Below are 15498 nucleotides of genomic sequence, written 5' to 3'. Positions count from 1 at the left end.
CCTACCGGACCTCGCTCCCCCACAACTGCCCGGGAGTGCGGTTGTAGGGAATCCGCTTCTGCTTGGCGAGCAGCGCGGCCGCCGGCCGTACGCCTACCGGGGTGAACGTGCCGCCGTGGGCGCGGGCGATGAGCGTCAGGCCCTCGGCGGCGTCGGCGTTGCGGACCGTCATGCCAAGCGTGTGCACGGTGAACTGCCAGTGGTCGGTTTGCTCGGTCAGGTACTCCAGCTTCCCCGACTTCTTCCGCTCGGCGCCCTTGCCGGTGAACAGGTACCCCCCGTCGGACAGCAGGTACACCACGTGCGGGCGCAGCGCGGCGGCCTGGTCCATGGCGTCGGTCAGGCAGTCGCCTTTGCACATCTGCACGGACGCCAGCCACTGCTCTAATCGCCCTTTGTTCGCTCGCGTGGCCGCGATCAGCTCGTTGGCCGGCTGCGGGAAGAACATCGGGTAGACCTGATCGCTGTAGAACAGGACATGGAACTCCTGCTTCGGCTTCATGCCGCCGATGGAGTTGAGCAGCTCGAAGAAGGTGGTCTCCATCCGCCCGCCGGTCATGCTGCCCGAGTTGTCGACTACGAACACGAACCGGTTCCCCTGCGCCCGGGCGCCGAAGAACTGTGCGGACCCCGCGCCGCTCTCGCTGCCGTCGCCGGTTTCGCCCCCTGCCCCACTAATGCCTGCGGCCTGCATCAGACCGCTGGCGTCGGACGGGAGCGTCTCGATTGCGGTGACTTGGGTCACCGCGTAGTCCGACACGTCGGCGAACAACGCCGCGTCTATCGTGGCTAGCGCCGGCTCGTCGAGCGGCAGCGTGGCCAGCGGGTCTAGTTCGAGATCGAGCGGGGGCTCGTCCGACTCCTCGGCTTCGAGCGAGATCTCTACGAAATCGTCGAAGTCTTCACCGTCGGTCGCGTTGGCGAGCAGAAACCTAGTTTGATCCAAGGGGAGCCCAAACGTTACGCAGCCGAGCAGCACCACCAGCGCCAAGTGCGCAGCGAGGCTAACCGTCCAGGCGGGCTTGAGTCTCCGTTTCTTCGATCTCTTGCGTGATGTGCTCTTGGTCCGTGGGCCCTGACTCAGGGCGCCAAACTCGGGGCTGACCTGAGCATCCGCTGGATTATCAACGGGCGGTACGGCCGTCGGCGTGAATGGCTCATCGGGGTTGCTTTGCCTCGAGTCGATTCCCGCCGAGACCGGTCGCGTTGGTTGGATTCCCTCGCCGCGGAGCAGGTCTCGGTCCTCGGCCAGCCGTTCTTCCTCACGTTCCAGTTGCTCGGTAAGCCGCGCCGCCGCCTCGTCCTCGCCGCGGGCTTCCAGCCTGGCGAGTTCGGCGCGGAGTCGGTGGGTCTCGATCTCGAGCTGGGCGAGCCGCCGTCGGGCGTCTCGCAGCAGCGTCGCGCGGTCCGGCGGCGAGTCGGCGTGGATGGGTTCGGCCATGGCGGCGGCCGCCTTCGCAGGACTGTGCGGACAGGCCTGCGCAGCGGCGTGAGTAGCGAGCAAGAGGAGAGGCAACGCCTGGAACGAGTTGCCAGTCTAATTGCGGCCGACCGTTGGCTCAAACAAACCACTGGGTTTTGCCATATTTGTCGCGGTTTGACCCACTCGAGACGACGCGACGGCTCCCAGGACTCCGGCTCACGTTCCTTTACCGCCTGGGTAGCAGTGTTCTCGGCCTCCGCTACCGTTTGCGTTTCGGGCTCATATCGCGCCCATCCTTGCAGCTGCGACAGAACCTGACGAAACGGGTTCCGCTGACCGGTCTAGCCCGCGGTCAGGCGCCTGAGCCTTCCGGAACTCGTCAGCGCTCGACGTGACCCGACGCCGAGGCGCAAGGTGAGCACCTTAGGCGTCTACAGAGAGCCCATCGCGCGCCGCGATGGTGTTAGCCAGTTCCAACTCCTCGGCCGTGTTGACCTCGATCACCGGGCGCGTGACCTCGGTGACGCGGATCGACCGCCCGTGCTCAAGCGCCCGAAGCTGCTCGAGGCTCTCGCGCAGCTCCAGCGGAGTCTGGGGTAGTTGGCAGAACTCTTGCAGGAACGGCTCTCGGAACGCGTACAGCCCAAGGTGGTGCAGCGACTCGCCCGAGTCGAACGTCGACCCGTGCGGGATAACCGACCGTGAGAAATAGATCGCGTTCTGCTGCGCGTCACGGATCACCTTGACCGCGCTGGGGCCCTCGAACTGCGCCTGATCGCCGAACCGGGTGGCCACGGTCGTCATGTCGGGCGAGTCGCCGGCCAGGTAGGGGGCGACCAACGCCCGCAGCATCTCCGGGTCGACGAACGGCTGGTCGCCTTGGACGTTGGCCACGATCTCCGCGTCGGGGAACTGGCGGGCGGCGTCGGCCACTCGGTCGGTGCCGGTTTGGCAGTCGGCGGAGGTCATAACCGCTTGCCCGCCGAGGCGGTCGACCACCGCGGCGATCTCGTCGTGGTCGGTGGCGACTACGACCCGGTCGAAGACGCCGCTCGACTCGGTGCGGCGTAGCACCCACTCCACCATTGGGCGTCCGGCAATCAAGGCGAGGGGCTTGGCCGGGAGGCGGCTCGACGCGTGGCGGGCGGGGATAACGGCGAGCGTGCTGGGCATGGCGCTACGGCTTCCGGCCGAGGGAACAACCATTGGCCGCGGCGACCGCCGCGGCAACAAAAAAGGGACGCTCCAGAGAGCGTCCCTTAGTCGCTGTGCTAAGCGACCCCGACGGGGATCGAACCCGCAACCTCCGGATCGACAGTCCGGTGCTCTAACCAATTGAGCTACAGGGCCTTGCTGCCGGTGGGCGAGGCCCTCCTCAAGCAAGAACGGTAGTTTAGCTAGCCGCCCCGCTAAGCGTCAACCGCTGTTGGGGACGCCGCTAACAATCCCCCGCGGGGCGCCCGGCGCGACCGGTGCGGCCCCGACAAACCCGACCACCAGAGCTGCGGACGTCCCCCTTTCGCCCCGCGGGAACGCGCCGCAAGTTGACTTTTGTGACTCGGTTTTTCTACCATCAGACCTGGGCGAGAAACCTCGCTCCAGATTCTGGCTCTGGCCGCGAGCGGCCGCGGGCAAACCATCCCGGCCACCCTCGTCGCTCGCCTTGCAAGAAGGAGTTCTGCCATGCCTCTCTTTGAGATCGAGACCGACAACCACATCATTATCAGCTGGGCCAACGACGCCGATGAGGCGAGTGGTGTGGTGGCTGACGCCTACCCCCAAGAGAGCGTCAAGCGGCTGACGAAGCGGCCCCGCGACACGTGGGTGATCTCCAAGAGCGCACTCGGCATTCAGAACTCCGTCGACCCGTGCAACACCGCGCGCGACTGCCTGTCCAAGGCCGAGGGCGACAAGGTCCACGCCATCCGCCTGTACATGCACGAGACGGGCGTCGACCTAGAACAGGCCCGCAAGGTCATCGAGTCGAACATGGTGATGGGCTGGTAGCCCTCGCACCGGTCCGTCTCAAGGCAGCGGCGGCTCGTTTGGCTGATCTCCGCCAGCGGATGTGGTCACCTTCGCGCGGGTTGCATCGCCTGACGGCCGTTCACATCGTAAGTGCTGGACCTTCCCCGCTGCCGTCGATGTGACCCGCAGGGTGGGTTCGAAGACAGCTAAGCCCTAGCCCCGGCTCTAACGCCAACCGCGCGGCTTAGGGAAGAGCCGCTACACCTGTGCGCCGATTCTGAGCCGAGGCGCCGTGCCTGTTGTCGCTGCCGTATGGCTCACGGATTCCGGTGACCAGCACTACTTCTTTGTAGAAACCGGCCACCCCGCGCGGTCCAATACGGGGTGAGAAGGGGCTGGTCCGAGCGGGTAGGCGCCTGGCTGATCTCATCAACGCCCATGAGGCGTTGATCACGCCTTGGGCCCAGCAAAAGGGGCCCTGGGGGATTCGACCACTTTTGTCCCTATTAACGCGCGAGCGTGGACAAAAGTCGGCCGGCGGGCGCCGTGAGGATTCGTCCAGACGCTGCTATGCAAGCGTGAAACGAGCCTGGGGGCTTCCGGTGGGGCCCGACTTTTGTCCCTAAGAATCGATAGCGCCAAAAGGGACAAAACTCGCGCGGCGGTGGCCTAGGCCGCCAACCGCCCGTGGCGCCCTAGTAACGGTACGCCTCGGTGCTCGGGTAGGACGGCGCCGCTGGCGAGCCCTGCGGCTGGGCGGCAGGGGCCGCCTGCGTCTGGGGTGGCTGAGTCGCCGTTGGGGCGGTCCTCAGCGCGACGCTAACCTGCGAGTCGTAGCTCGAGGTGCCGCCCGGTCGGTACCCGCCGGGGACGCTGTTGATCGGCGCCGACTGGGCGGCCGTCTGGCTGACGTGCGGCGTGCTCGGTGCGGCGGGCGTGGACGTGATGGGCTGTGCGGCCGGCGTCGATGGCTGCAGGCCGGCGAGCGGCGACGAGACGGCCCCGTAGCGATCCCCCGCGGAAACCACTCCGCTGGCGGCAGGCGTGGTCGGCAGCGGCGAGCTCGGCGTTGACGGCGTCGTGGCAGCGGCCGCGACGGGCGGCATGTCGGCCAGCGGCAGCGAGTTGCCCCCGCCGTAACGGTTGTCGGCGTAGCGGTCGGCGGGCGCGGCGGGCGTTGTCGGTGCCGGCGGCGTGTAGCCGTTGGGATCGTACGGGCCAGCGGCCGGCGAAGCCGCCGCAGCGGGCGCCGACGCGGCGGCGTAGCTGTTGGTGCTCGGGTAGGCCGGAGTCGACGGCGCGGTTGTCGCCGGTGGGGCGCTCGCGACCCCGGTGGTGGGGTACGCGGAGGACGGCGGAGTGGTGGTCGGCGCCGTGGCCGCCGGCTGGAAGGCCGGCGCGTCCGACGTGGCCGAGGCGGAGCTCGCGAGGGCGGCGCCCCCGCCGGGATTGCTCGCTTGGGCCGTGGGCAGTTCCGGGGCGGTCCGCGCAGCGATCGAGGTTTCCTGGTCCCCGCTGGACCACGGGTTCAACGACGCCCAGCGAGAAGAGCTGCGGCAACCGGTGGTCATCGCAGTCAGAAGGATCAGCAACGCGGCGTACCGCTGGGTTTTCGCTGGGAAGGCTCGCATGGCGTCCGTGCCTGGGAGTTGGTTGTCTTCGACGTCGCAGGGTCCGGGTCGACCGAAGTCCTACAACCGCATTTTTATCTGTTCGGCTCACGCCGGGCCGGTGGTCCAGCCGGATCGGCACGCTTTGCAAAATGCATGCGGCGCCGGCACGGCGGATCAGCCAACCGCGGCGGAGTATAGGAGGCGGGCCGGTCGAGTCAACGCCGATTTGCCCGCGAATCCTGATCCGCTGCGCAGCACCATAAAGAAAGGCCCCGCGGGAAGCCCGCGGGGCCTGTGAGATTGCGTCAGTTTTCGCGGCGCCGCCGCGGGTGCTATCAGCCCTTGGCGGCGGCGTAGCGGTCCGCCACGGCCGACCAGTCCACCACGTTGAAGAACGCACTGATGTAGTCGGGCCGCCGGTTCTGGTAGTGGAGGTAGTACGCGTGCTCCCAGACGTCCAGGCCCAGGATCGGCGTGCGGCCTTCCATGTAGGGGTTGTCCTGGTTGGGGGTGCTTTCGACGACCAGCTTGCCGCCGTCAACGCTCAGCCAGGCCCAGCCGCTGCCAAACCGGGTGGCCGCGGCGTTGGAGAAGGCCTCCTTGAACTTCTCGAAGCCGCCCAGCTCGGCGTCAATCGCGGCGGCCAGATCGCCGCTGGGGGCGCCGCCGCCGGAGCCGCTCATCACGGTCCAGAACAGCGAGTGGTTGGCGTGGCCGCCGCCGTTGTTGCGGACCGCGCCGCGGATGTTCTCGGGGACCGACGCGATGTTGCGGCACAGATCTTCGATCGACTGCTCCGCCACGCCCGAGCCCTCGAGCGCGTCGTTCACCTTGGTGACATACGCGTTGTGGTGCTTTGTGTGGTGGATTTCCATGGTCCGCGCGTCGATGTGCGGCTCCAGGGCGTCGTAAGCGTAGGGGAGTTTCGGGAGGGAATAGGCCATGAGGGTGCTCCTGTATTCTCGTTGCGGCGGGTTGCCTTGCGTCAACTTGGGCTGCAACAACCGCGCCAAAATCTGCTTGGCGTTGAATGCCGCAGGTTAACGCGCTGCAGGTTGGCTGGCAATCCGCCAGGGAGCGGCCTCAGGGGCCCGCCCGGCCGCATCGGCGGCGCGGGCGGGCGGCGCGGTTAGCGTCTTTGCCGCTCTCGGATCTTCTCGACCGCCTTGGTCAGCTCGTCGTCCAGGCCGGCCTCGACCGCGATCTTGGTCGCCAGGTTGGCGATCCGCTCCACATTTTCCTGCGACAGATCACCGACGACGTTGGCCATCACCAACTCGCCCCCGTCCTGGGCCAGAACGAACACGCCGCGGACCGCCTCGCCCTCACGCTGCAGGTACACGTGCGCCAGCTTGTTTCCGTCCCGGGCGCGGAGGGTCGTCTCCCAGCCCTGGTCGGACAGCTGCGCGGCCACCAGTTGCGGCACGTCGGCCGCCGCGTCGCCTAGCGCGCGGGCGTCCTTCCAGACGTTGAGGTGGACGCTGTCGACCACCTCGCCGAGCACCTCCGTCAGTTCGCGCGTCGCGCCTACCTGCTGGGCGATGTAGCGGACCGCTTCGGCGTTTTCGGCGGCCGCGTTCTCCTCCAGGCCGCTGAGGAAGCCGGATAGCGCCGCCTCGCCCAACCCGAGGGCCTGCTGGATGAGCCCCTCGCTGAGGTTGAGCTCGACCGTCGGCCCCGGCAGGCTGGCGAAGTCGAGCCGCGCCTGGCCGGGCGTCGGTGACCCGCTCCGGTCTTGCGCCGAAGCGGCGGGCGCGAACGCCGTCGCCGCCGCGAGTCCCACGAGCACCCCAAGCCGCCGCACGCCGCTCGGCGCTTGCATTGCACAACCCATTGTCGATTCTCCCTGCGAATAGAGTGAAACCTGTCTGTGGCGGCCGGGCCGCCTGGAAGGTAATTCGCATCCGGCGCCGGCAGATTGGGCCGAGGCGGGAGATTGCAGAAAAAAAGCCGGGCTGCCCCGGCTCAGCGTTTATCAGTTCGACGCCGTAATGGTCACTCGGCGGAGTCGAGCAGCTCGAGCAGCCGGTTCAGCTCCCGACGCTGTTCGTCGATCTGCCTGAGCTGCGTGGCGATCTGCTGAACCGCCTCACGCGTGGCGTCAGAGCCGCGGCTGGCGGCGTGCGTGCCGTCGGTGCGGCGGGGCGCCGGCTCGAAACCGGCGAACGCCTCGTCCAGGGCGGCGCCCCCTTCGACGGCGTGGCGCGCGTGCTGCAACGCCCGGCCGCGGGGCCCGGTGGGGAGTTTCATCTCGTGGAGTTCGCGTTGCATGGCTGTGGTTCTACTTGGCGGGGGTGGGCGCGGCGTCCGCCTCGCGGGCCATTAGGTACGAGCGGAGGCTGCCGAGCAGCTTGCGGGCGCGTTCGGTCGCGTAGCCGCGGCGGCGGTCCCGCTCGTGCCGGGGCCGGATCGTCACCGCGGCGGTGGTCTGGGCGTAGGTGCCCTTGGCCATGCCGGCGGCGTTTTCGCGTTCGACGAACTCCTCGGCCAGCTTCAGGTCGAGGACGAAGCCCACCGGGCGGTCGTTGGCGCGACGCAGCGCGCCGGCGTCGGAGCACTCGATCCGGATCTCGTGCTCGGCGGTCTTGAGGATCTTGGCGTCGTGGTCGGCGATGAAGCCCTTGAGCTTCTCGACGGCGACCTCGATCGGGACGTTGGTGATGAGGGTCGTCTCGACGAGGGACTTGCCCCACGAACCGAATCCCCACCAGCTCTTCTTGGGTTCTTCTTCTTCCATCCCAGCCCCCAGCTGAACGACCTGGTTGCGCCCTTGGTCCTTGGCCTGCAGCAGCGCCCGGTCGGAGCGTCTGAGCAGCGTTTCTGGGGTGTCGCCCGCCTGCAGCTCGGACACGCCGAAGCTGGCGGTGATGGACTTGCCCCCGAGTTCCGTTTGGATTGTGTCGGCGAGGGTCCGCCGCATCTGCTCCGCCCGCATCGCCGCGTTGGCGTTGTTGCAGTCGGCACAGAGCACGGCGAATTCTTCCCCACCGTAGCGTGCGACCAGGTCGCCGGTGCGGCACATCGATTTGAGCAGCGACGCGAAGGTGATAATCGCCTCGTCGCCGGCCTGGTGGCCGTAGGTGTCGTTGATCGACTTGAAGTGGTCGATGTCCGCCATGATAAGGCTGCACGGCAGGCCGGTCTCCTGGTGCGCGTCGACGAACATCGCGAGCGCCCGGTCGAACTCGGCCCGGTTGGCCACCTGGGTCATCGGGTCCTTGGTCATCTCGACGTGCAGCGCCTGGCACCGCTGCTCGAGCGAAGCCTCGCTCGAGGCGTCGTGCAGCAGCACGGTGGCGCCCAGCACGCCTTGGCTTGGCGAGCAGACGGGGATCGAGTGCAGGTCCACCTCGACGTGCTTCCCCTTGCGGCCGATGACGCTCAGCCGCTGCACGTTGGGCGCGCCGGAGCTGATCGCCTCGGTGATGGGGCACTCGGCGTCCTCGAGCATGCGCCCGTCGGGGGCGCTCATCACCAGCAGCGACGGCGCCAGCGTCTGACCCACGGCGGCCGAACTGGCCACGCCGGTCAGCCGCTCCGCCCCGGTGTTCCACAGGATGATCTGGCGGTGCGGGTTCACAAACACGACGCCGTCGTGCATGTGGTCGATGAGCTCCTTCTCGAACATCGCGACTTCGTTGGCCGGCGACTCCGCCTCGGCCCGCGGCGCGTGCCGGGTGAACTCCCACGGGAGCTCGCCGCTGCCGGTCGACAGCTGCGAGAGCCAGCGTTTCGACACCTCTGCCGACCGCTCGGCGTGGTTCTTGCCGAGCTGGTCCACGAAGCTGCGGACCAGGCCGGGGTCGAACTGCGAGCCGGCGCACTCGAACAGCTCGGCCACCGCCCGCTCCTGCGACTTGGCGGGCCGGTAGACGTGGTCGGTGGTCATCGAGTCGTACGCGTCGACGATCGACAAAATCCGCGCGAGCGCCGGGATGTTCTCTCCCGCCATGCCCTCCGGGCCCCGGCTGCCGTCGAACCAGGCGTTCGAGGCGAGCACCACCTCAATCAGCTTCTCCGGGGCGCCGGCGCGGCTGAGGATCACCTGCGCGTGCCGCGGGCTGCGGCTCAACGCGGTGACGTCCTCCGGCTGCAGGCGGCCCTGCTTCATCAGCACCGAGTCGGGCACGCCGAGTTTACCGATATCGTGCAGCAGCGCGGCCAGCTCGAGCTGGGTGCGGAGCTCGTCGGGCATCTCCAACGCGGCCGCCCAGCGGCTGCAGCCGAGCGCGACACGCAGGCAGTGCGACGCGGTGGGGGGGTGCTTGCAGCGCAGCCCCGTGAAGAGCGAGCTCGCCACGCCTAGCCGGGCGGCGGCCAGCCGGTCCTCGAACTCGGTTGTCTTGGGGTCCGCATCGGCCGACGCGTGACCGCTGCGTCGGGCGGTTTCTTCCAGCGTTTGCAGCAGCTCGGGGATCCGAGACGGGTCTGCGGGCGGAGGGCCTAAGGGGACCGACGCACCAGGCAGAGGATCCACGGGGCTGGGCAGGGTGTCTGACATCTCGCCGGGGCGGGAATAATGGTTCTTGCGGACGCTACTCGGCAAAACTAGGTCACGCAGGGCCGCTCGGCAAACCACTCGCTTCAAACACGTTACAGCGATACGGTTGGGCGCGACCCAGCCGGCGCAACCGCTAGCAGTCGGCGTTTGCGCTGCTTGCCCAACCCGATTTATGAGCCCGCCGACTGAAACCTCCGGGTCGCATATGCCGATCCGAAAGGTTGTAGGGAACAACCGGTTCGTGGCCCCGCAGCGCCACGCTTGTCTCTGACCAATCGACCGCCCGCGGGATGCCGGGCTTAGGCGAGGGAACGCTGATGGCAGCTGGAGGAAGGGATGATCGCCGACGACGGATGCTCAACGACGGGACGCGGAACGCCGGCGGCGTCGCCGACGGGCCAACCGGCCCGGACTCGGCTGACACTCCCCCTGTAAAGAAGCGCCGGTTTGCGCCAGACGCGGCGAGCCCCAGTTTCGCCGTTGCTCGGGGCGTGCTCCCAACCAAGGGCGCGTCGCTGGCTGGCGCGATCGCGTTGGGCCTAGCCGCCAGCGGCGGCGTGGTTGCGGCTCAGTACTTCCACGCGTCGCTTCCGACCGCTCTTGCAAGCATGATCGGTGGATCGTCGCCGGCTTCGATCGGCGGCTGGTTTGCCGGCGCCCTGCTGCTGGCGCTGGGCGGGATGTGCGGTGTGATCTACGGCCTCCGGTCGAATCGCACGGACGACGTCCGCGGGCGGTACCGGTGGTGGGCGGTTGCGGCCTGCGCGGCGGTGACGCTCAGCGCCGCCTACTCGGTAGGCCTGGGCTCGGCCCTGGCGCAGCAGCTCAGCACGCTCACCGGGTTCGCCCCGTTGGGAGGCGCCGGCTGGTGGATGACCGGGTTGGTGATTGCCGCTGGGGTGATCAGTTTCCGTCCGGCTGCTGACGTTGTCGAGAGTCCGCTATCGCTATCGCTCGCCGTGCTGGCCGTGGTTGGCGTGATTGTCTCGTGGTGTGGGGCGACGGGCGCTCTCCCCGCCGGCGTGTCTGAGCACGCCGGGTTGTTCGAGATCGGCGGGCTGCTCTGCGGGCTAGTTCTTGGGCTAGGGGCCCAGCTGGCCTACGTCCGCCGCGTGCTGCTGGAGACCGACGGCGTCATCAACGCTCCGGTCAAGAAGCCCAAGCCGGTCAAGGCCGCCAAGCCGCGTGCCGACGAGGTCAAGAAGGAGAAATCGGCCCCCAGTCCGGCGCCGACGACCGTGAAGTTCGAACGCCCGACAGTGCAGTCTGATTCTGAGGCGGACGAAGAGGAGACCGACTCGCGTTCCGCCCGCCGCGCGGCCCGCCGCAAGTCGGCGCCGACGCCGGCGGCCTCTAGCGAGTCCCGCTGGACTGACGGCTCTGAGGGCGACGCCGAGTACGAGGACGACGATGCTCCACGGCGCAAGCTTTCCAAGGCCGAACGCAAGCGGCTGCGGAAGCAAAAAGCGAACGGACGCTACGCGGCGTAAGGGGATTGGCGTAGAATCACGCCCTTGCACCCGCACCGCGTAGGCCCGCTACCGCTATGACTGTCCGCACCCGTTTCGCGCCGAGCCCAACCGGCTACCTCCACATCGGCGGCGTCCGCACCGCGCTGTTCAACTGGCTCTTCGCCCGCAAGCACGGGGGTCAGTTCCTGCTGCGGATCGACGACACCGACCAGCAACGCAACGTGGAGGAAGCCCTGGCGCCCATCCTGCACGGCTTCCGCTGGCTGGGGCTCGACTGGGACGAAGGCCCCGAGTCGGGCGGCGAGTTCGGGCCGTACTACCAGTCGCAGCGTGGCGATCGCTACCAGGTCGCGGTCGATCAGCTGCTTGCCCAGGGCGACGCCTACCGCGACTACGCCAAGCCGGAAGAGCTGCAGGCCGAGCGTGAGGCCGCCCAGCAGGCGGGCGGGTCGTTTACGTACAGCCGGAGCTGGATGGCGGAAACGCCGGAGCAGGCCGCCGCGTTCGAGGCCGAGGGCCGCCAGGGAGTGGTGCGTTTGAGAATGCCCCGTGAGGGCGAGCTGGTGCTGCAGGACTTAGTGCGCGGCGAGGTCCGCTTCGCCTGGACGCGGGAGCAGGACCACGTAATTCAACGGGCGGACGGCTCCTGCCTGTACCACCTGGCGACGGTCGTTGACGACCACCAGATGCAGATCTCGCACGTGATCCGCGCGGAGGAGCACCTGTCCAACACGCCGCGTCAGGCGTTCATCGCCGAACGGCTCGGGTACCAGTTGCCCGAGTTCGCCCACGTCCCGTTCGTCGCCGAGCCGGGCAGCAAGACCAAACTGAGTAAACGCAAGCTCGACAAGTACCTCAAGAACCGCGATTTCGCCGCGCTGAACCAGCACGGTCAGCACGTTGCCGAGCTGCTCGGGCTGGAGACCGCGGCCGAGACCTTTAACCCGGTGATCGTCGACTTCTACGAGCAGGTTGGCTACCTGCCAGACGCTATTCTCAACTACCTGCTGTTGCTTGGGTGGTCGCTGGATGACTCGCGCGAGGAGTTCACTCGCGAGGAGATGATTGAGTCCTTCGACTTAATCGGCGTGAACAAGGCGCCGGCAAGCTTCGACCCGAGCAAGCTGCAGGCGTTTCAGGATCGGGCTATGCAGCAGCTCCCGCTGAAGCAGAAGGCCGCCTGGTGCGTCGACTTCCTCAAGCGGGCCGGCTATCTGGAGTCTCCCCCACCTTGTGAGGCCGGCCCCTACGTGACGGCGATCGTTGAGCCAGCCGGCGACCGGATCAAGACCGCGGGCGACATCCTCGATTACCAAGAGTTCTTTGTCGCGGATGACGAGCTGCAGTACGACGAGAAGGCCTTTGCCAAGCGGATCACGAAACCGGAGGAGGCCGCCGACCTGCTGCGGAAGTTTGGCGAGCGGTTGGCGGGCCTTGAGCCGTTTACTACGGAGTCGACCGAAGCCTGCCTGCAGTCGCTTCTCGAGGCCGAAGGGGTGAAGATTGGCCAGGTGATCCACGCAATACGGGTCGCGGTGACCGGCAAGGCGGTAGGATTTGGCGTCTACGAGACGCTCGCCATTCTCGGCCGCGACCGCTGCCTGGCCAGGATCGAACGGGCCTTGTCGCTGGCGGGGTAAGCCGGCCAGCGGGGGCGGGCGGACCGGCCGCGTCCCGCGTCAGTTGAGCGGCTTCTTCCAGAACAGCATCGCGCCGGGTGGGTTAGCTGAGTCCCCCCCTAAAAACCCGCACCCGCGGTACAGCGATTTGGCCTGCTCGTTGTCAGCCACGACTTCGAGCGTCAGGTAGCAGCAGCCGCGCCGTCGGGCCTCCGCCTCGACCGACTCCATCAGGCGCCGCCCGATCCCCAGGCCGCGGCGGTCCGCCGCGACCACCAGGTCGTGCAGGTTGAGGACGGGTCGCGCGGAAAACGTGCTGAATGTCTGGCAGCAGACCGCCGTTCCCACGGGCGCGTCGCCGTCAACGGCCATCAAGACGCAGGCGTTTGGCGTGGCCTCGAGCATCGCAGAGACGTTCTGGCGGGCCTCGTCGGTCATGCCGGTACCGCTCCCCTGGGGGGTGTCTGCGTAGGAGTCCAGCAGCGAAACCAACGCCCACCGGTGGGCGGGGGATCGGTAGTTGATCGGCACAATATCGACGGCCATGGCGCCTCTTTCTGGCAGGAATCGCGGCGAATCAGGCCGCATTCTAGCAGCCGGAGCGTTTGTAGTCGGGGGCCGGAGGGCATTGCCCCCGTGGGCCTACCCGTCTTAGCGGGGGTGCTGGCAGCCATTGACAGCTTTGAGGCCACACCGCTACTCTATGGGGCTTCGATGACCCCCCGATACCGTACAGGGGCCGCCCGACGGATGGGCCGCCCTGGCACTGGGCCCCAAACCATGGGCCCCCAGATTAGTAGAAGGCGCCGGAAATGGCTGTCCCGAAGAGAAAACACTCGAACTCACGCAGCGGCAAGCGCCGTAGTCACGACGCCCTCCAGGCCCGGCAGCTCCACGCGTGCCCGAAGTGCGGGACGATGATCCCCACGCACACGGTCTGCCCGAATCCGAACTGTGGCCATTACATGGGCCGCACGGTCGTTGAGGCCAGCTAAACCGTCGTCGCAATCGCCGCGTTGACCCTGCCGAGCTAAGCATCTTATGAGCTCTCGAACCGCCCTGCTCTTCCCCGGCCAAGGCGCCCAGACGGTGGGCATGGCCGCTGAGCTGTGCGAGCGGTCGATCGTGGCTCGCGAGCAGTTTGACGCGGCCGCCCAGATCCTCGGCTACGACTTGCTGAAACTGTGCGTCAACGGCCCGGCCGAGGACCTTGACTCTACCGCCTACAGCCAGCCAGCGCTCTACGTGAGCAGCCTGGCGGCGCTTGAGCAGCTTCGACTGGACGACCCCGCGGTTGTCGACAACTGTGTGGTGACCGCCGGGCTCAGCCTGGGCGAGTACACGGCTCTCGCATTCGCCGGGGCCATCTCTTTCGAGGACGGGTTGCGGGTCGTGGCCGAACGCGGCGCCGCAATGCAGGACGCCGCCGAAGCAACGCCGTCAGGGATGGTGAGCGTGCTCGGTCTGGAAGTGCCTCAGATTGCGGACCTCGTCGATCAGGCCCGCGGCGAGGACACCCTCGAGATCGCCAACCTCCTCTGCCCTGGCAACACGGTGGTTTCCGGCGGGACCACGGCCTGCGAGCGGGTCGCGGAGCTGGCCGACAAGGCGGGCGCAATGCGGGTTGTGCCGCTGGCTGTCGCCGGCGCGTTCCACACCAGCCTAATGCAGCCCGCGGTCGATCGCCTGCAGGCGAAGCTGGCCGGTGTCACCATCGGCACGCCGCAGATCCCGGTGATCTGCAATGTTGACGCGGGCGTGCACGACGACCCCGAAGAAATCCGCTCCCTGCTGGTCAAGCAGGTGGTGAGCCCGGTGCGTTGGGAGGACTCGATGCGGCGGATGATCGATGACTTCGGCGTCGACACGGTGTACGAGGTTGGCCCTGGTCGGGTGCTGCGGGGGCTGTTGAAGCGGATCAATCGAAAGCTGCCTTGCGAGAGCGTCCCCGCCTAGCGGCAGGCATCCTCAGGCGCCGTCCCTATAGAGCTGAAGTTTCTGCTAGGAGCCGCGATGGCTGAACCGAGTAAAGCACAGGTAACATCCGACCTCACAGGACGCACCGCATTGGTGACCGGCGCATCACGCGGCATCGGCCGTGCGATCGCGCTGCGGCTGGGCCGCGCCGGCGCAACGGTGGCTTGCGTCGCCAGGAACGTCGAGAAGCTGGAAGAGGTCGCCCAGGCGATCCGCGATGCGGGCGGCGAGGCGAGCGTCCACCAGTGCGACGTCTGCGACTCAGCCCAGGTGCAGCAGACCGTCGACGCCGTATCGGAAAAGTGGGGCGGGATTGACATCCTGGTCAACAACGCCGGCATCACCCGCGACACCCTGCTGCTCCGCATGTCCGACGACGACTGGGGGGACGTCATCTCGTCCAACCTGCGGTCGGTCTTCCTGTTCACCCGCGCCGTGGCGCAGGTGATGGTCCGCGCCAAGCGCGGACGCATCATCAACATCTCCAGCATCTCGGGCCTGATGGGCAACCCGGGGCAGGCGAACTATTCGGCGTCGAAGGCGGGCGTGATCGGATTCACCCAAACGGTCGCGAAGGAACTCGGCAGCAAGCGGCGCCCGATCACCGTCAACGCGATCTGCCCCGGCTTCATTCGCTCTGACATGACCGACATCCTGGCCGAGGCGGGCGGTGACGCCTTCCACGACGTGGTGAAGCAGCGCATCCCCCTTCAGCGGCTCGGTGAGCCCGAAGAGGTGGCGGACGCGGCGCTGTTCCTGGCGAGCGACTCGGCCGCGTACATCACCGGACAGGTGATCACAATCGACGGCGGGATGACCGGTTAACCCCTCCAAAACCGCCCGCTGCCCCGCTTCGCGGGTCGACCTAGACAGCCCCAACCCAAACGGCTATACCTTGACCTCGCTTGTGGAACTCCTCTATTTT

General features: G+C 67.5%; 14 protein-coding genes and 1 tRNA gene. 6 read left to right on the top strand and 9 right to left on the bottom strand.

Features of this window, described 5'->3' with window-relative positions:
* Position 1: 1 nt before the first annotated feature.
* The 3 genes from KOR34_RS04665 to KOR34_RS04655 form a co-directional block, all read right to left on the bottom strand.
* On the bottom strand, positions 2–1441 hold the full coding sequence (locus tag KOR34_RS04665) for a VWA domain-containing protein (protein ID WP_146562636.1): 1440 nt from the start codon (positions 1439–1441) through the stop codon (positions 2–4).
* Positions 1442–1846: 405 nt separating this feature from the next.
* Positions 1847–2596: a 3-deoxy-manno-octulosonate cytidylyltransferase gene (kdsB, locus tag KOR34_RS04660; protein ID WP_197531146.1), complete on the bottom strand. Its 750-nt coding sequence runs from the start codon at positions 2594–2596 to the stop codon at positions 1847–1849.
* Positions 2597–2699: 103 nt separating this feature from the next.
* Positions 2700–2773: transfer RNA gene (locus tag KOR34_RS04655), tRNA-Asp, on the bottom strand.
* Between the two features lie 333 nt (positions 2774–3106).
* On the opposite strand from KOR34_RS04655, the gene KOR34_RS04650 reads away from it, so the two are divergent.
* Positions 3107–3430, top strand: a complete 324-nt coding sequence (locus KOR34_RS04650) for a DUF6793 family protein (RefSeq protein ID WP_146562632.1) — start codon at positions 3107–3109, stop codon at positions 3428–3430.
* 656 nt (positions 3431–4086) lie between these two features.
* Here KOR34_RS04650 and KOR34_RS04645 read toward each other — a convergent pair.
* From KOR34_RS04645 to KOR34_RS04625, 5 genes are all read right to left on the bottom strand, one after another.
* Positions 4087–5022: a hypothetical protein gene (locus KOR34_RS04645; protein ID WP_146562630.1), complete on the bottom strand. Its 936-nt coding sequence runs from the start codon at positions 5020–5022 to the stop codon at positions 4087–4089.
* 317 nt (positions 5023–5339) lie between these two features.
* Positions 5340–5948, bottom strand: a complete 609-nt coding sequence (locus KOR34_RS04640; RefSeq protein ID WP_146562628.1) for a superoxide dismutase — start codon at positions 5946–5948, stop codon at positions 5340–5342.
* A 185-nt stretch (positions 5949–6133) separates the two neighbouring features.
* Positions 6134–6838: a DUF4252 domain-containing protein gene (locus KOR34_RS04635; RefSeq protein ID WP_146562626.1), complete on the bottom strand. Its 705-nt coding sequence runs from the start codon at positions 6836–6838 to the stop codon at positions 6134–6136.
* A 161-nt stretch (positions 6839–6999) separates the two neighbouring features.
* Positions 7000–7275, bottom strand: a complete 276-nt coding sequence (locus KOR34_RS04630; protein WP_146562624.1) for a hypothetical protein — start codon at positions 7273–7275, stop codon at positions 7000–7002.
* Positions 7276–7285: 10 nt separating this feature from the next.
* Positions 7286–9505 (bottom strand): diguanylate cyclase domain-containing protein, encoded by a 2220-nt coding sequence (locus KOR34_RS04625; protein ID WP_146562622.1) that lies wholly within the window; start codon positions 9503–9505, stop codon positions 7286–7288.
* A gap of 317 nt (positions 9506–9822) precedes the next feature.
* On the opposite strand from KOR34_RS04625, the gene KOR34_RS04620 reads away from it, so the two are divergent.
* Together KOR34_RS04620 and gltX are read left to right on the top strand one after the other, a co-directional pair.
* Positions 9823–10995 (top strand): hypothetical protein, encoded by a 1173-nt coding sequence (locus tag KOR34_RS04620; protein WP_146562621.1) that lies wholly within the window; start codon positions 9823–9825, stop codon positions 10993–10995.
* Between the two features lie 56 nt (positions 10996–11051).
* Positions 11052–12617, top strand: coding sequence for a glutamate--tRNA ligase (gene gltX, locus KOR34_RS04615; RefSeq protein WP_146562619.1), 1566 nt, complete (start codon positions 11052–11054; stop codon positions 12615–12617).
* A 39-nt stretch (positions 12618–12656) separates the two neighbouring features.
* Here the strand turns inward: gltX and KOR34_RS04610 are convergent, their stop codons facing one another.
* Positions 12657–13142, bottom strand: coding sequence for a GNAT family N-acetyltransferase (locus tag KOR34_RS04610; RefSeq protein ID WP_197531145.1), 486 nt, complete (start codon positions 13140–13142; stop codon positions 12657–12659).
* 266 nt (positions 13143–13408) lie between these two features.
* On the opposite strand from KOR34_RS04610, the gene rpmF reads away from it, so the two are divergent.
* Genes rpmF through fabG form a run of 3 tightly spaced genes read left to right on the top strand, consistent with a single transcriptional unit; the run spans position 13409 to position 15398 of the window.
* The gene (gene rpmF, locus KOR34_RS04605) at positions 13409–13591 is read left to right on the top strand and encodes a 50S ribosomal protein L32 (RefSeq protein WP_146562616.1); all 183 of its coding nucleotides are present in this window, start codon (positions 13409–13411) and stop codon (positions 13589–13591) included.
* 46 nt (positions 13592–13637) lie between these two features.
* Complete coding sequence (gene fabD / locus KOR34_RS04600; RefSeq protein WP_146562614.1) at positions 13638–14552, top strand: ACP S-malonyltransferase; 915 nt, start codon at positions 13638–13640, stop codon at positions 14550–14552.
* A 57-nt stretch (positions 14553–14609) separates the two neighbouring features.
* A complete protein-coding gene (gene fabG / locus KOR34_RS04595; RefSeq protein WP_146562612.1) occupies positions 14610–15398 on the top strand; it encodes a 3-oxoacyl-[acyl-carrier-protein] reductase in 789 nt (262 codons plus the stop codon).
* Positions 15399–15498 lie beyond the last annotated feature (100 nt).

Origin of the sequence: Posidoniimonas corsicana, from assembly GCF_007859765.1 — a bacterium.
GTDB lineage: Bacteria > Planctomycetota > Planctomycetia > Pirellulales > Lacipirellulaceae > Posidoniimonas > Posidoniimonas corsicana.
Note: the sequence above shows the minus strand (reverse complement) of the source record. Positions and strands in the feature narration are given on the sequence as shown.

What these genes read in the sequence shown, in the direction of transcription:
- KOR34_RS04625 (WP_146562622.1), bottom strand. Translation starts at nt 9,505, where the DNA reads ATGTCAGACACCCTGCCCAGCCCCGTGGATCCTCTGCCTGGTGCGTCG.
- rpmF (WP_146562616.1), top strand. Translation starts at nt 13,409, where the DNA reads ATGGCTGTCCCGAAGAGAAAACACTCGAACTCACGCAGCGGCAAGCGC.
- gltX (WP_146562619.1), top strand. Translation starts at nt 11,052, where the DNA reads ATGACTGTCCGCACCCGTTTCGCGCCGAGCCCAACCGGCTACCTCCAC.
- KOR34_RS04610 (WP_197531145.1), bottom strand. Translation starts at nt 13,142, where the DNA reads ATGGCCGTCGATATTGTGCCGATCAACTACCGATCCCCCGCCCACCGG.
- KOR34_RS04650 (WP_146562632.1), top strand. Translation starts at nt 3,107, where the DNA reads ATGCCTCTCTTTGAGATCGAGACCGACAACCACATCATTATCAGCTGG.
- KOR34_RS04620 (WP_146562621.1), top strand. Translation starts at nt 9,823, where the DNA reads ATGGCAGCTGGAGGAAGGGATGATCGCCGACGACGGATGCTCAACGAC.
- fabG (WP_146562612.1), top strand. Translation starts at nt 14,610, where the DNA reads ATGGCTGAACCGAGTAAAGCACAGGTAACATCCGACCTCACAGGACGC.
- fabD (WP_146562614.1), top strand. Translation starts at nt 13,638, where the DNA reads ATGAGCTCTCGAACCGCCCTGCTCTTCCCCGGCCAAGGCGCCCAGACG.
- KOR34_RS04665 (WP_146562636.1), bottom strand. Translation starts at nt 1,441, where the DNA reads ATGGCCGAACCCATCCACGCCGACTCGCCGCCGGACCGCGCGACGCTG.
- KOR34_RS04645 (WP_146562630.1), bottom strand. Translation starts at nt 5,022, where the DNA reads ATGCGAGCCTTCCCAGCGAAAACCCAGCGGTACGCCGCGTTGCTGATC.
- KOR34_RS04635 (WP_146562626.1), bottom strand. Translation starts at nt 6,838, where the DNA reads ATGGGTTGTGCAATGCAAGCGCCGAGCGGCGTGCGGCGGCTTGGGGTG.
- KOR34_RS04630 (WP_146562624.1), bottom strand. Translation starts at nt 7,275, where the DNA reads ATGCAACGCGAACTCCACGAGATGAAACTCCCCACCGGGCCCCGCGGC.
- kdsB (WP_197531146.1), bottom strand. Translation starts at nt 2,596, where the DNA reads ATGCCCAGCACGCTCGCCGTTATCCCCGCCCGCCACGCGTCGAGCCGC.
- KOR34_RS04640 (WP_146562628.1), bottom strand. Translation starts at nt 5,948, where the DNA reads ATGGCCTATTCCCTCCCGAAACTCCCCTACGCTTACGACGCCCTGGAG.